Annotated in this window: 12 protein-coding genes; 6 read left to right on the top strand and 6 right to left on the bottom strand. The window is 55.5% G+C overall.

The annotated features are described in order from the left end of the window. Positions 1–16: 16 nt before the first annotated feature. Positions 17–2,794: a flavocytochrome c gene (locus PAT9B_RS08030; RefSeq protein WP_013508760.1), complete on the bottom strand. Its 2,778-nt coding sequence runs from the start codon at positions 2,792–2,794 to the stop codon at positions 17–19. Between the two features lie 571 nt (positions 2,795–3,365). On the opposite strand from PAT9B_RS08030, the gene PAT9B_RS08025 reads away from it, so the two are divergent. The 5 genes from PAT9B_RS08025 to PAT9B_RS08010 all read left to right on the top strand — a co-directional run bounded on the left by PAT9B_RS08025 (position 3,366) and on the right by PAT9B_RS08010 (position 7,923). After that, the gene (locus PAT9B_RS08025) at positions 3,366–4,877 is read left to right on the top strand and encodes an anion permease (protein ID WP_013508759.1); all 1,512 of its coding nucleotides are present in this window, start codon (positions 3,366–3,368) and stop codon (positions 4,875–4,877) included. Positions 4,878–5,049: 172 nt separating this feature from the next. Further along, entirely contained in the window at positions 5,050–6,693 is a 1,644-nt protein-coding gene (gene fumA, locus PAT9B_RS08020) for a class I fumarate hydratase FumA (RefSeq protein WP_013508758.1), read from the top strand. A gap of 18 nt (positions 6,694–6,711) precedes the next feature. After that, entirely contained in the window at positions 6,712–6,891 is a 180-nt protein-coding gene (locus PAT9B_RS30555; RefSeq protein WP_013508757.1) for a hypothetical protein, read from the top strand. A gap of 112 nt (positions 6,892–7,003) precedes the next feature. Continuing rightward, positions 7,004–7,480: a hypothetical protein gene (locus PAT9B_RS08015; protein WP_013508756.1), complete on the top strand. Its 477-nt coding sequence runs from the start codon at positions 7,004–7,006 to the stop codon at positions 7,478–7,480. A gap of 17 nt (positions 7,481–7,497) precedes the next feature. Continuing rightward, positions 7,498–7,923: a DUF3830 family protein gene (locus PAT9B_RS08010; protein WP_013508755.1), complete on the top strand. Its 426-nt coding sequence runs from the start codon at positions 7,498–7,500 to the stop codon at positions 7,921–7,923. Here PAT9B_RS08010 and PAT9B_RS08005 read toward each other — a convergent pair. After that, complete coding sequence (locus PAT9B_RS08005; RefSeq protein ID WP_013508754.1) at positions 7,920–8,921, bottom strand: alpha/beta fold hydrolase; 1,002 nt, start codon at positions 8,919–8,921, stop codon at positions 7,920–7,922. The two genes, PAT9B_RS08010 and PAT9B_RS08005, sit on opposite strands and share 4 nt — an antisense overlap. A 62-nt stretch (positions 8,922–8,983) precedes the next feature. On the opposite strand from PAT9B_RS08005, the gene PAT9B_RS08000 reads away from it, so the two are divergent. After that, on the top strand, positions 8,984–9,604 hold the full coding sequence (locus PAT9B_RS08000) for a TetR/AcrR family transcriptional regulator (RefSeq protein ID WP_013508753.1): 621 nt from the start codon (positions 8,984–8,986) through the stop codon (positions 9,602–9,604). 133 nt (positions 9,605–9,737) lie between these two features. Here PAT9B_RS08000 and glnT read toward each other — a convergent pair whose 3' ends face one another. The 4 genes from glnT to PAT9B_RS07980 are packed head-to-tail and all read right to left on the bottom strand — an operon-like array spanning position 9,738 to position 14,347. Then, positions 9,738–11,105, bottom strand: coding sequence for a type III glutamate--ammonia ligase (gene glnT, locus PAT9B_RS07995; RefSeq protein ID WP_013508752.1), 1,368 nt, complete (start codon positions 11,103–11,105; stop codon positions 9,738–9,740). Between the two features lie 12 nt (positions 11,106–11,117). Continuing rightward, positions 11,118–12,104 (bottom strand): aldo/keto reductase, encoded by a 987-nt coding sequence (locus PAT9B_RS07990; RefSeq protein WP_013508751.1) that lies wholly within the window; start codon positions 12,102–12,104, stop codon positions 11,118–11,120. Positions 12,105–12,114: 10 nt separating this feature from the next. Further along, on the bottom strand, positions 12,115–13,278 hold the full coding sequence (locus PAT9B_RS07985; RefSeq protein ID WP_013508750.1) for an aromatic ring-hydroxylating dioxygenase subunit alpha: 1,164 nt from the start codon (positions 13,276–13,278) through the stop codon (positions 12,115–12,117). 1 nt (position 13,279) lies between these two features. Continuing rightward, positions 13,280–14,347: an LLM class flavin-dependent oxidoreductase gene (locus PAT9B_RS07980; protein WP_013508749.1), complete on the bottom strand. Its 1,068-nt coding sequence runs from the start codon at positions 14,345–14,347 to the stop codon at positions 13,280–13,282. Positions 14,348–14,349 lie beyond the last annotated feature (2 nt).

Raw genomic sequence — 14,349 nt, 5'->3', positions numbered from 1 at the left:
TTCCGTTATTTGTTGCTTAGCCTAACGCCAGCGCCGCAGCGTTACGTCCGGCTTTGATACCGAAGATAATGATATCAGCAACCGCGTTACCCCCGATACGGTTCGCACCGTGAATACCACCGACCACTTCACCGGCCGCCCAGGCACCCGGAATCACCTGTTTCTGAGCATCCAGCACCGCCGTGTCGGTGTTGATGGTCACGCCGCCCATGGTATGATGCACCCCGGGAGCGATACGGATCGCGTAGTAAGGACCGTGATTGAGCGGATGACGCAGCGCAGTTTTACGACCAAAATCTTCGTCGTTCTGCTGCTCAACAAACTGGTTGTAACGGTTCAGGGTGGTCTGCAACGTCTCCTGATCCATGTTCAGTTTCACCGCCAGTTCGTGTGGCGTTGGCGCACTGATAACAAAACCTTTGGCGATATACTCATCCGCCGCTTTGTTATTCAGGCGTACCTGCTCATCAAACATGATCCACGCGCTTTTCTCCGGCAGCGCGATAATCTCGGCTGAGACTTTGTCGCGCGTCTCCATCTCATTGAAGAAGCGTTTGCCCGCCTGACTGACCAGGATGGCACCGCCACCACGAATCGCTTCAGAAATCAGGTACGAGGTGGTTTGCTCCACGGTCGGGTGAATCTGGATCTCGCCCATATCGACGGTATCCGCACCAATTTTCTGCAACATGGCGATACCACTACCCGTGGCACCTTTGTGGTTGGTGGTGACGAAACCGTCCAGTTCCGGGCGATATTTCACCACCATCTCACGGTTGGCGCTGAACCCGCCGGTGGCAACAATCACGCTTTTCGCGTTGAGGACACGGCTGTCGTTGTACTCATCCACCACTTTCACGCCGCTGACGGCACCGTCTTCAAACAGGATTTCCGCCACCGAGGTTTCCAGCAGCACTTCGATATTGCGCTGGTTAACGTTTTTCACCAAGCCGCTGATCAGGAAGCCGCCCACCGCTGAACGGTCTTCCGGACGGTGGGTACGGTCAATGCTCATCCCACCGGTGATGGTGATATCGCACAGTTCGATACCTTTGTCGGTCAGCCAGTCGATGGCACCCGGAGCCTGTTCAACAAATTCACGCAACAGCACCGGGTTGTTTTTGAATTTGCCGCCTTTCAGCGTCTCGTCATAAAACAACTCTTTGCTGTCCTCAATGCCTTTCAGACGCTGGTAGCGGGTTTCCGCTGCGTTCATCCCGACCGAGGCTTTGATGGTGTTGCCACCGATGGTCGGCATCTTCTCGATGATCACCACGCGCGCGCCATCATCATGCGCCTGAATCGCCGCCGCCAGACCGGCACCGCCGCTGCCGACCACCACCACATCGTAGCTAACCGGGGCATTCGGGTTGCCGCCCTCTTCAATCACATGCTCCTTGCTGGAGGTAGCCAGCGCACGGGATACCGCTTTTTTCAGCGCCTCACTCTGGGTGGTGGCACCGGTGATGGCATCAACGTGGGGGCTGTTCGCCACCAGAATGCGTGAGCGCAGGCTCTCGAAGGTGCTGGTGAAGTCAACGTCCAGCGTGGCATCCGGCACCAGCGAGATGTCGGTGATACGGTCGGTATCCAGCGTAACGTTGATTTTCAGTTTCAGCGCTTCGGCTTCCACTTTCTCCTGGAACACGCCCGCTTTGTATTTACGGCCGGTGTCGCTCATGTCGCGGATCATCGCGTCCACCAGCGAGAAGCGCCACAAAGGTTCAGGGATGACCAATTCTTCGCGTTTGGTGCTGTCGATAAACAGCTCCATATGTTCGTTGCGGATGATCCGATCAGCCCAATCGGGGTAGGCGATGCAAGCTTTACCAATCGCCACCAGATCAAAACCGTGCTCCAGTGCACTCTCCGCATCTTCTTTATTCACCACGCCACCGACGCCAATCACCGGGACTTTAGCCAGCGTCGGTGAGCGCAGTGCCAGGTATTTGGTGATCAGGGGTGTTGGGTCCTTGGTATCGACAATCGACGGACGCAGCAGTTGTCCGACGGAGAAGTGCACATAGTCGAGACCGCGCGCCGCCAGTTTTTCCAGCAGGTACAGGGTGTCATCAAAACGGATACCCGGCACTTCCAGCTCTTCCGGCGAGAAGCGATACCCGATGATAAAGTCGGCCGCCGCAAAACGGTCTGCCATTTTATGGGTGATTTCCAGCACTTCCATCGGGAAACGGGCGCGGTTGTCGCGGCTGCCGCCCCATTTGTCATCGCGCTGGTTGGAGTTCGGTGAGTAGAACTGCTGAATCAGGTAAGTGTTCGCACCATGGATCTCGACACCATCAAAACCGGCTTTGATGGCACGGTTCACCGCATCACCGAATTTGGTGATCATCACATCCACTTCTTCCGCCGTCAGCGCCTGGGGGGTCGGTGCGCCTTCACGCGGTGCGGCCAGCGCGCTGGGCGCGACCGGCGTTTTGCCGCCAATCAGCGCAGGATCCACCATACGGCCACCGTGGTAGATCTGCAAAATGGCTTTGGAACCCTGCGATTTGATCGCATCCGCAATTTTCGCCAGGCCAGGGATTTTGTTGTCGCTATCGATGGCGATGGCACCTGGGAACGCCGGGCCACGGTTGTCGATAAAGCAGCATTCGACAATGACGGTGCCGATACTCCCCGCGCGAACGCGATAGTAGTCCACGAGGTCGCTGGTGACGCCGCCGTCAAAATAACCGGTACAGGTGGTCATCGGTGCCATCACCAGACGGTTTTTCAATACAGCGCCTTTCGGCAGAGTCAGTGGATTAAGAATCGGGGTGAGCGTATTCATGATAACAACTCCAAAATTTAAAAGTTTCGAATTCTGTCGCAGACGCAGTTATTTCAAATTTATTTAAGAGGTCCGATTTCATGTAAACAATATACCAATTTCTTTAGTTACATAATTAATAAGTTTAGTTTTTTAACTTTTAAATTATTCTGGAAATAAACACTAAGACTGAATATTCGCCACTTAAAATGTTAGCGAAAGGTTGTCAAAAATCAATTTTTTCATTTACATAGAAATTAATTTATGATAAATCATGACGTTATCAGACACATCCCAGACGACAACGCCGCCATCCTTGAGCTTTACGGCGTTCGGGCGGCAACAAAAATGAATTAAGTAAGAGTAAGAATATATGTCAAATACAAAAAGGATTTAATACTGAATCGATTTTTTGATCCAGATCAAAATGGAGTTTTTAATAAATCGCATCATATTTACATTACGCAATCTTCTCTCTTCAACATTGCAATTAAAGAAGCATTAAAAGACGTAACGGCAGCTTAAAAAGTATCATCTGTAGATTTGTCCCGGAACGTTAATCGCATTCTCCATAAACTTGCAGACCAAAACCATGAAAACACAAACTATCCAGAATGAACCCCCAAAAGCGCCGCCTGCCGCGCCGGGGAATAAAAATCGGCTGATAATGCTATTCCTGCCGATCGTTGTCGCGGTACTGTTGTTACTGGTGCCCACGCCTGAAGGACTCGAACCTTATGCCTGGCACTTCTTCGCCGTGTTTGTCGGCGTGATTGTCGGCTTGATCTTCGAACCCCTGCCCGGTGCGGTGATTGGCCTGACCGGCGTAGTGGTGATCGCGTTGTTCAGTCAGTATCTGCTGTTCAGCCCGGCGGAACTGGCCGATCCGAAGTTCAAAATGGCTGGCCAGTCGTTCAAATGGGCGGTGAGCGGCTTCGGCAACTCCACCGTGTGGCTGATCTTCGGTGCCTTTATGTTTGCCGCCGGTTACGATAAAACCCAGTTCGGTCGCCGTCTGGCGCTGATTCTGGTGAAATATCTTGGCCGTCGCAGCCTGACACTCGGCTACGCCATCACCTTCGCTGACCTGTTACTGGCACCTTTCACCCCCTCCAACACTGCACGCAGTGGCGGCACCATCTATCCGATTATCGCCAACCTGCCGCCGCTGTACGGTTCAAAACCTAATGACCCGAGCGCGCGCAAAATTGGTTCTTATCTGATGTGGGTTGCCATCACCGCCACCTGTATCACCAGTTCTATGTTCCTGTCTGCGCTGGCTCCAAACCTGCTGGCTTTAGCGCTGATAAAAAGTGTGGTTGGCTTCGATATCTCCTGGGGCATGTGGTTCCTTGCCTTCCTGCCGCTGGGTGTGTTGCTGATCCTCACCATGCCGTTGCTGGCCTACTGGCTCTATCCGCCAGAAGTGAAACTGAACGATGAAGTGCCTCGCTGGGCCACCGCTGAGCTGGCGAAACTGGGCAAACTGTCGCGCAATGAAATCCTGCTGCTGGTGTTCGTGATTTCTGCGCTGCTGATGTGGATCTTTGCCACCGCCTGGATTGAACCGGCAATGGCCGCCCTGCTGGTGATTGTGCTGATGTTGTGGACCGGCGTCCTTAACTGGAACGATATCACCAGTAATAAAGCCGCCTGGAACACCTTCGCCTGGTTTGCCACCCTGGTGGCACTCGCCGATGGTCTGGCGAAAGTGGGCTTTATCGCCTGGCTGGGTAAAGAAGGCGGACAGTTGCTGCACGGTTATGACCCGCAAGTGTCAGCTGTGGTGTTGTTGATTGCCTTCTACGTTCTGCACTACCTGTTTGCCAGCACCACCGCACACACGACTGCATTGTTACCTGCCATGCTGACCATTGCAGCGGCCATTCCGGGTATCAATATGCCGGTGTTCTGTCTGATGCTGGCAACGTCATTGGGTGTGATGGGCATCATCACCCCTTACGGTACCGGCCCCAGCCCGATCTACTACGGTAGCGGCTATCTGCCAACCAAAGACTACTGGCGTCTGGGCACCATCTTCGGTGCGCTGTTCCTGGTCCTGCTGATGGTGGTTGCGTATCCGTGGATGGTGCTGATGTTCTGATGATGTTGCTTCGATGTTAAAAATCGCAGCCGCGAAAGAATGTTAAAATGCTATGATACTCGCCAGTCAGCCCTGAGCTGGGCTGGCGAGAGAAAAAACCTATAACGAATCGCTAATGATGTTGCCTGTCTTCTCTGTACCAGACAGGCGACACATAACTGAGTGAGCCAACATGTCGAATAAACCCTTCTACTATCAAAACCCCTTTCCTCTCGCCAAAGATGATACTGAGTACTACCTGCTCAGCCGCGATTATGTTTCCGTGGCGAATTTCGATGGTGAGGAAGTATTAAAAGTTGATCCGCAAGCGCTGACCCTGCTGGCACAGCAGTCGTTCCACGACGCCTCTTTTATGCTGCGCGCCGCTCATCAGCAGCAGGTGGCTGCGATTCTGGCGGATGATGAAGCCAGCCAGAATGACAAATACGTCGCCTTGCAGTTCCTGCGCAACTCCGAGATTGCCGCCAAAGGCGTGTTGCCGACCTGTCAGGACACCGGCACCGCCATCATCATGGGCAAAAAAGGCCAGCGTGTATGGACCGGTGGCGGTGACGAAGCCGCGCTGTCTCAGGGGGTGTACAACACCTTTATCGAAGATAACCTGCGCTACTCACAAAACGCCGCGCTGGATATGTATAAAGAGGTCAATACCGGCACTAACCTGCCTGCGCAGATCGACCTCTACAGCGTCGACGGTGATGAGTACAAATTCCTGTGTATCGCCAAGGGTGGTGGCTCCGCCAACAAAACCTACCTCTATCAGGAAACCAAAGCGCTGATCACGCCGGCGAAGCTGAAGAACTACCTGATCGACAAAATGATGTCGCTCGGCACAGCCGCCTGCCCGCCTTACCATATTGCGTTTGTCATCGGCGGCACCTCGGCGGAAAGTACGCTGAAAACGGTGAAACTGGCCTCCACCCATTATTACGATTCGCTGCCGACCGAAGGTAACGAACACGGCCAGGCGTTCCGTGACGTGCAACTGGAGCAGGAATTGCTGGAAGCGTCGCAGAAGCTGGGCCTCGGTGCACAGTTTGGCGGTAAATACTTCGCCCACGATATCCGTGTCGTGCGTCTGCCGCGTCATGGCGCTTCCTGCCCGGTGGGCATGGGGGTTTCCTGCTCGGCTGACCGTAATATCAAGGCGAAGATTAACCGTGAAGGCATCTGGATTGAGCAACTGGAACATAATCCAGGCCGCTTTATCCCGGAAGAACTGCGTCAACAGGGTGAAGGCGAAGTGGTCAACGTGGACCTCAATCGCCCGATGTCCGAGATTCTGGCGCAACTCTCCTCCTACCCGGTATCGACCCGCTTGTCGCTGAACGGCACCATTATCGTGGCGCGTGATATTGCCCACGCCAAGTTGAAAGAACGTATTGATAACGGTGAAGGTCTGCCGCAGTACATCAAAGACCATCCGGTGTATTACGCCGGTCCGGCCAAGACGCCAGAAGGTTATGCGTCAGGTTCACTCGGCCCAACCACCGCAGGCCGTATGGATTCCTACGTTGACCTGTTGCAGGCCAACGGCGGCAGCATGGTGATGTTGGCGAAAGGTAACCGTAGCCAGCAGGTGACAGATGCCTGCCATAAACACGGCGGTTTCTATCTCGGCAGCATCGGTGGCCCGGCGGCGGTACTGGCGCAGCAGAGTATCAAGAGCCTCGAATGCGTGGAGTACGCAGAACTGGGTATGGAAGCGATCTGGAAAATTGAAGTAGAAAACTTCCCGGCGTTTATCCTGGTGGATGACAAAGGTAACGACTTCTTCCAGCAGATCCACAATCAGTGTGCGGCCTGCGTGAAGTAACCCCCAGGGGGCACAGTGATGTGCCCCCACAATACGCAAACCGTAGCGGCGCGATTTATCGCGCGTGTTGGCAACGAGCCACAAATCTTGCGCGATAAATCGCACCGCTACGTCATGGTGCAATCTGCACTGCAACACAACAACCTCACGTCGCTCAACCCCTCGCCCTGCCCGATTTTTAACCTAACCCACTATTAATTAACTGATTAATTTTTACCCTCCTAATGGCACAAAAATTGCTCACTTTTAATTATCTGATTAATTAAATTCGTGGCAACCGCCACATTCACGCCAACACCAGGAGAACGTTATGACGGTCGATGAAGCGATAGCGCTGTTTGACGCGCAGCGCGAAAAGATCTGGTTTGAACAACCGGCAGAAATTGCCGCACTCGGTAAGGGCGAAGTGCCACGCGGCACCGGATCCCGTGGTCAGTACCTCAGTACCATCATTTTCGCCGAAGGGGAAACCCGCACACTGGCTGATGAGATGCTATGGGGATTGATTCGCGTCGGTGAAGATCACCCGGCAGCCGATCTGAAAACCCTGCAACTGCTGATCAAAGAGATCATGGGTTACAAAGCCAACTTCTTTGATTTCGTCAGTCTGCCGGATGCGGCCCGGATGTTACACACCTACGTCGAGGTGGCAGGTGAATGTGAAACCCTGAGCGACCTGGTGCGTCTGTCGCACAGCGCCCTCTCCTGGGCCAACCGCCTGCATATGTGGGTCGATTTCATTCTTCCCTGGGGTCTCGGGGACGGTTTTCGTCGCGTCAACGCCTGATTGGGAGAGAGAAGATCATGAAACTGGCTATGCATGTTGCCGATAAGAAGATTTGTGTGATTGAAGTGTGGGAAGACAAAGTCCCCAACCTGGCGAAAGTGCTGCGCGAAAAGCTGCCGCTGAAAAGCGTGCTGCAACACGGCAAACTGATTGGCGACATGGTGTTTTTCACCCTGCCCATCGTTGCTCCGTGGGAAAACAAGTATCTGACGCAGGATGTCGGCAAACTGCGCCGGGAACAGTACGGCGAAGTGACCGGCGCGGTGTGTTACTACAGCCCACGCCAGCAGATGTGTGTGGTGTACGGTGACGATACCGCTGACGAGCCGCTGCCAATCTCCTATATCGGTCAGGTGATTGAGGGCAAACTGGAACTGCGCGTCACCGGTCTGGAAACCTGGTTTGATCAGGGGCGCACCGTCGAGCTGAGTATCATTGATTAAGGGTTCAGCAGCGCCTGCATGGCGCTGTCGATCTGTGCCGACGCGGCCGCAAATCGGGCGGGCGCGCCGGCACAATGCCCGTAGGGTGAGGCGATGATGCGTAACTCCCCCTGTGCTAATTCCGCCACCTCCAGCGCCGCCTCGGCAACGGTAAAATAACGATCGTTGTCGCATGGCATCACAATGCAACGCGCACTGATGCGCGCCAGGGCCGCACGCCAGTCGCCCTTTGCCAGCACCCCGACATCCGCGTGATACCAGCAGTGCAACGCACACAACAGATCATTGGCATCCAGCGCCTGATGATCCTGCTCCCAATCCACCAGCAGCGCCTCCAGCGAATCGAAGCCAAGATCGCGCCAGCGTTGTTCGCGAAAGAACGCCGCCGAATAGGCCCAACCGGCATAAACACGACCAAACGCCGCCAGCCCGCGCAGCGGTGGCTTGTCATAGTGACCCTCCGCAAACTGTACATCGCAGCGCAGCGCAGCCCGGACTCCCTCAAGGAACACCTGATTATTCGGCCAACAGCGCGCCGAACCACACACCGCCAGCAGAGTCCGCACCTGGTGCGGGCGCGCCACCGCCAGATGCCACGCCTGCATTGCCCCCATCGACCAGCCATATGCCAGCGCAATGCTGCGAATACCGAGATGTTCAAACAGCAGGCTTTCCTGAAGCCGCAGGTTATCCACCAGCGTCACCGTTGGAAAGGCAGCACCTGCCTGCCAACGCGAATTGGAGGGTGAGCTGGACACCCCATTGCCCAGTTTATTCACCAGCACAATAAACCAGCGCGCCGGGTCGAGGGTTTTGCCTGCGCCAATCAGTGGCAGATAACGTTCATGGTTGCCGCTGTAGTAGCTAAAAACCACCACTGCATTGTCGCGTGCGGCGTTAAGCTGCCCGAACGTCTGATAACCCATCGTCGCCTCCCGCAGCGTTTCTCCGCTTGCCAGCGGCAGATCGCCGGGCGTATAAAAAGCGCATAAACCCATGCTGTTCTCCTGACTCAATATGGTAAAGTTAATTAATTAGTTAATTTCATAAGGATGTCGCCATGAAGGAAGCCCCAGCCGCCGAACCCGGCAAGAAATCGCGTAAAACCCAGCGCGACGTCGCCGAGTTGTTGCAATCCTCCGCCTTCGATCTGTTCGCTACCCAGAACTATTCGTCAGTACGGATTAAAGATATCGCCACCGCCACCGGGCTGAATTCGGCGCTGATTTATTACTATTTCGGCTCCAAAGAAGACCTGTTTATCAAGGTGATCGAGTCAGCGGTGGAGCGTGCCTTTGTGCAGTTTGACGACATCAAAGCCAGCGCCAACGGCCCACGTGACCTGATTTTTCTGTGGATCGAGATCCATATTCTCCAGTTCCATCTGTTGCAGAAGCTGGCGAAAATCAGCCTGGACTACTCCAGCACCAACGGGCGTATTGCCAGCATTGATAAGGCGATTAAAAAGTTTTACGAAAAGGAATCGGTGATTCTGAAGAACACCATCAAAGAGGGCATCGCCAGTGGGTTGTTCCGTGAGGTGAATCCAGGCGATATGGCGATGCTGATCTCCACCTACCTTGATGGCGTGCTGTTCCGCAATGTGATGTTCCCCAATTTCAAATACAAACAAGCGATCAACGTGATGCGCAACTTTGTGTTTGAAAAGCTCGATGCCTGAATTGCCGGTTAAACCCGCGCGATAAATCGCGCCGCTACGGACCTGTGCCGACCGGCAACCCCGGATAATAACCACAGACTCATGTAGCGGCGCGATTCATCGCGCAATAGCATGCATGATGCCGATAAAACCATTAAAAAATGGTGCTGTAGCGATCAATTTCCCACTGGCTGACGTGCAGGTGATAGCTGTTCCACTCCTGCAACTTGTAGTGGATGAACTCTTTCTTCAGCGCGTCTCCCAACGTCGCCGCGACAAACGGATCGGCATCGAAGGCTTCCACCGCCTCCAGCAGGTTTTGCGGCAGAAAATCGATGCCCCGGGCGCGGCGCTCCGCTTCGCTGATGGCATACAGATTGTCTTCATTCGGTTGGCGGGGATCGATCTTCTCGCGAATACCTTCCAGCCCGGCAGCCAGGGCCAGCGTGGCCGCGAGATATGGATTGACTGCGCCATCAGCGTTGCGCGATTCACAGCGTCCACCACCGGCCGGAACGCGTACCGCGTTGGTACGGTTATTGGACCCCCAGGAGTTAAATACCGGTGCCCAGGAGAAATAACTCATCGCACCCTGGCGTACCAGGCGTTTATAGCTGTTCACCGTCGGGGCAAACGCGGCGCACAGCGCCCGGCCATGCTTCAGCAATCCACCGATAAAGTGATAGCCGGTATCGCTCAGCCCCAACCCCCAGGGATCGTCAGCACTGGTGGCGTCACGTTTAAACAGATTGTCACCGGTGTTGATGTCATATAACGACATATTGAAATGCGCACCGGTGCCGGTTTTATCGGCAAACGGCTTCGGCATGGTGGTGGCAATCAGCCCACGTTGTTTGGCGTAATGTTTCGCCATAAAGCGGAAGAAAATAAAACGGTCACAGGTGGTCAGCGCATCGGCGTAGTTAAAGTCGAACTCGTACTGCGAGTTGCCATCTTCGTGGTCGAGCGAGTAGAGATCCCAGCCCAGTGCGTTGATGGTGGAAGAAACCTCATCCAGCCAGCCAAACTGATCGACAAAGCCCTGTAAGTCGTAGCAAGGTTTGTTGAGCTTGTTATCCGCTTCCGGCACCACCAAGCGACCGTCCTGTTCCCGCTTGAGTAAATAAATTTCGCATTCAATGCCGAGGTTAAAACCAAACCCCATGGCATTCGCCTGTTTGATCACATTCTGCAACGCCACCCGCGTACTGAGCGCATAGGGTTCGCCCTGGAAGTGGTTATCGGCAGGCATCCACGCAATTTTCGGTTCCCACGGCAGTTGGATGATGTGGTCGAGATCCGGCACAGAAGTCAGTTCATCCTCATGCGGCGACTGACCCAAACCGTCCAGCGCATAGCCGGTATAACGCTCCGATCCCTGCGCCATCTGATCGAGGTGGCCAATCGGCACCACTTTGCCCTTAGGTACGCCGTGAATATCCACATACGCGCCCATGCAGTACTCCACCCCTTTAGCCATCAAGGCCTGTTTGATCTCGGCGATCTGTGCTGCGCTTTTCATTGGTGCCCTGCCTTAGTCATGTTCAACAATAGAATGAGGTATATAGGGAGCGTCGAGCGCTGCGATTTCATCAGCGCTTAACGTCAGATCCAGCGCCGCCAGTGCGTCGCTCAAATGCAGGGGACGGGTGGCCCCAATCACCGCCGCGACCACCGCCGGGCGGCTGTAGAGCCATGCCAGCGCTACCTGTGCCATCGGTACGCCACGCGCCTGTGCCACCTGCTCCACTACGTGGATCACCGCATTGTCGGCCTGTGCGGTGGCGGCATAGAGAAAATCGGTATAGCTGTCGTCTGCCCCCCGGCTACTGGCTTTCGCCGCCGCCACCGGACGCGCCAGCCGCCCGCGCGCCAGCGGGCTCCAGGGCGTCACCGCCACCCCTTCTGCCTGACACAACGCCAGCATTTCGCGCTCTTCTTCGCGATAGATCAGGTTGAGGTGATTCTGCATGGCGATAAATCGGCTCCAGCGTTCGTATTTCTGGATTTGCAGCGCCTTGCTGAACTGCCACGCGAACATTGACGATGCCCCGAGGTAACGCACTTTGCCGGCCTTCACCAGGTCGTGCAGGGCTTCCAGCGTCTCCTCGATCGGTGTGTCATTATCCCAACGGTGGATTTCATACAGGTCGATATAATCGGTGCCCAGACGGCGTAGGCTGTGGTCGCACTCCTGCATAATGGCCTTGCGCGATAAGCCTTTGCTGTTCGGCCCGCTGCGCATCGGGTTGTACAGTTTGCTGGTGATCACCACCTCATCACGTGAGGCGAAATCGTGCAGCGCACGGCCAAGGATCTCTTCACTCGCCCCTTTGGCGTAGATATTGGCGCTGTCGAAAAAGTTAATGCCCTGCTCCAGCGCGGCACGGATCAGCTCGCGGCTGGCGGCTTCGTCCAGTGTCCAGCTCCGGCCACTGCGCGCTGGTGGCGCATAGGTCACCGTACCCAGACAGAGCGCAGAGACCTCCAGGCCGGAGTGTCCCAGCTTCACATAACGCATTGCCTGCTCCTCACTCCGCCATGCGGATTTTCAGGTAATTGGCCAGATGCCAGACGGTGGTTTCGAGATGGCTGAGGCGTCCTGGCCGTGCGAGGCGAGAACGACTGCCGCGCTGCTGCTCGGCGTTGATCCACTGGTCTTCGTCGATAATCACCAGGCTGCCCTGCTTCATCGCGTCCGCAGTCTGGGGAAAATCGTCCCGGGCAGCAGACGCCCGCGACACCAGTACCACGCGGTGCCAGCGGGTGGCGTGCGGTGCCACCGGCAGAATGGCGCTGATGGAGAGACGATCCGGATTCAGGGAAATCAGGCAGTTGGGAAACAGCAGCAGCAATTCACTGAAACGCATCTGTTCGTCGTTCAGGCCATTGAAGGGTTCCAGCCCTGCGGTGAGGATCTCGCTCAGTTCACCGTTTTTACGCAGTGGCTGATGGCAGATGGTCCAGCCGGGTCCCTCATCAATGATCGAGCTGAGGCGGCCAGGAAAGCTATCCTCAAGCGTGGTGCGATGCACCGCCGCATGGTGATAGCACTCCATAAAGGTTTCGATCGCCATTTTCCAGTTGTACGGACAGTCGTAATCCAGCGTGTAAGCGGTCACCAGATCGGCCACGTGGTAGCGCTCAAAACGTTCAGTGAGCGGTGCCAACCGGGGTGCCAGCGGTGCAGCATCGGCGTTGAAGGTGACAAAAATCATGCCGAACACCACCTCATGACGGATCTTCGGCAGGCTGCACTGCTGGCGGTCAAAATCCTGCGCCTGGTTCATGGACGGCGCACCACTTAACTTGCCGTGGGTGTTGTAGGTCCAGTTATGGAACGGGCAGATAAATGAGCGGCTGTTGCCGCTGCCGTGCGCAATCGGTGCCCAGCGGTGCAAGCAGACGTTGGAGAACACCGCAATGCCCTCCTCGTTGCGCAGAATCAGTAACGGTTCGCCGACCACATCCAGGGTGAAAAAATCATTCAGGTTAGCGATTTGCGACTCATGGCCAACAAACAGCCAGTCCTGGCGGAACACCTTGTCCTCTTCGAGACGGAAAAAGCTGTCGCTGTTATAGGCTTCCGGCGGCAGGGTTTCTGAACGGCTGGCATCATGACGTTGCTGCTCCAACATGCGTTGCAAAATGCTGGTGCCGTCATCGAACACCACATCAATTTTCTCGCGATACATTTCACTCTCCTCTGGCGGTACGAAAGGTCAATGGACCAAGCTCTTTTTCCAGCAGCGGCACAACTCGCTCGCCAAACAGCGTCAGCGAACGACGCGCATCGGCGATCGGCATATCGCCAAACTGGAAGAAACAGTTGTAGTGGCTGGGACGAATGGCACGGATTTCCGTCAACATACGTTCGGCGACCGTCTCCGCATCGCCAATCATCAGGTTGTTACTCACCGTCTCCAGTGAGGGTTCATCCGCTAACGCTGGCGCGTGGATAAACGCCTGCTCACTGACGCTGGTGTTTTCACGCAGCGCGGCGATCATGCGCGCGACAAATAGCGCACGTTCCGCGGCGGCATGGGCTTGCTGGCGGTTATCGCAGACATGGATATATTGCTGCACTGCCACCGGCAACGCCGCATCAAGGCCCGCCTGCTGCCAGCCATGGCGCGCATCAGCGACCATTTGCTGCAATTTGTGCGTACCGCGGTAACCGGCGGTAAAAAACGGGGTCGCCTGCCAGCGCTGAAACTGGGCAATCAGTTGCGGATGGGAGGACGTGAGGTACAGCGGCGGCAGCGGTTGCTGTAGGGTGTCGAGCAGAAAATCGGTGCGGAGCGGCTGACCGAAGCGGTCTGGCGAGTGGGTATACCCCTGCGTCAGGGCCGCGCTGATAAACTGCCAGTGCGCCAGTAGCTGCTGCCCACGGGTTTCCACATCCAGCCCGTAACGATCAAACTCCCACGCCTGATAACCGCTGCCAATGCCCAGCACCAGGCGTCCTTCCGTCAGGCGATCAACCAGCGCAATCTCCTGCGCAATGCGCATCGGTTGATAGAGTGGCAACACCACTACTGCCGTTCCCAGGCGGATGCGCCGGGCATAACCGGCCATATGCGCCACCAGCATCAGCGGCGATACGCTGAGCGAGTAGTTGGTGAAGTGATGCTCGGCAAACCACGCGGTATCGAAGCCGATCTCCTCCGCCAGCAGCACCATGCTGCGCATATCCTCAATCACGCCCTGTACGCCGCGCGGGTTATCCTTGTACGACATCAGATTAAACAGACCGAGTTGCATGA

This window comes from Pantoea sp. At-9b, assembly GCF_000175935.2.
Classification (GTDB): Bacteria; Pseudomonadota; Gammaproteobacteria; order Enterobacterales; family Enterobacteriaceae; genus Pantoea.
This window is presented reverse-complemented; position numbering and strand designations above follow the sequence as displayed.

Coding starts and splice junctions, on each gene's coding strand:
- PAT9B_RS07985 (WP_013508750.1), bottom strand. CDS start 13,278: ATGTATCGCGAGAAAATTGATGTGGTGTTCGATGACGGCACCAGCATT.
- PAT9B_RS08015 (WP_013508756.1), top strand. CDS start 7,004: ATGACGGTCGATGAAGCGATAGCGCTGTTTGACGCGCAGCGCGAAAAG.
- glnT (WP_013508752.1), bottom strand. CDS start 11,105: ATGAAAAGCGCAGCACAGATCGCCGAGATCAAACAGGCCTTGATGGCT.
- PAT9B_RS08025 (WP_013508759.1), top strand. CDS start 3,366: ATGAAAACACAAACTATCCAGAATGAACCCCCAAAAGCGCCGCCTGCC.
- PAT9B_RS30555 (WP_013508757.1), top strand. CDS start 6,712: ATGTGCCCCCACAATACGCAAACCGTAGCGGCGCGATTTATCGCGCGT.
- PAT9B_RS08010 (WP_013508755.1), top strand. CDS start 7,498: ATGAAACTGGCTATGCATGTTGCCGATAAGAAGATTTGTGTGATTGAA.
- PAT9B_RS08005 (WP_013508754.1), bottom strand. CDS start 8,921: ATGGGTTTATGCGCTTTTTATACGCCCGGCGATCTGCCGCTGGCAAGC.
- fumA (WP_013508758.1), top strand. CDS start 5,050: ATGTCGAATAAACCCTTCTACTATCAAAACCCCTTTCCTCTCGCCAAA.
- PAT9B_RS07990 (WP_013508751.1), bottom strand. CDS start 12,104: ATGCGTTATGTGAAGCTGGGACACTCCGGCCTGGAGGTCTCTGCGCTC.
- PAT9B_RS07980 (WP_013508749.1), bottom strand. CDS start 14,347: ATGCAACTCGGTCTGTTTAATCTGATGTCGTACAAGGATAACCCGCGC.
- PAT9B_RS08000 (WP_013508753.1), top strand. CDS start 8,984: ATGAAGGAAGCCCCAGCCGCCGAACCCGGCAAGAAATCGCGTAAAACC.
- PAT9B_RS08030 (WP_013508760.1), bottom strand. CDS start 2,794: ATGAATACGCTCACCCCGATTCTTAATCCACTGACTCTGCCGAAAGGC.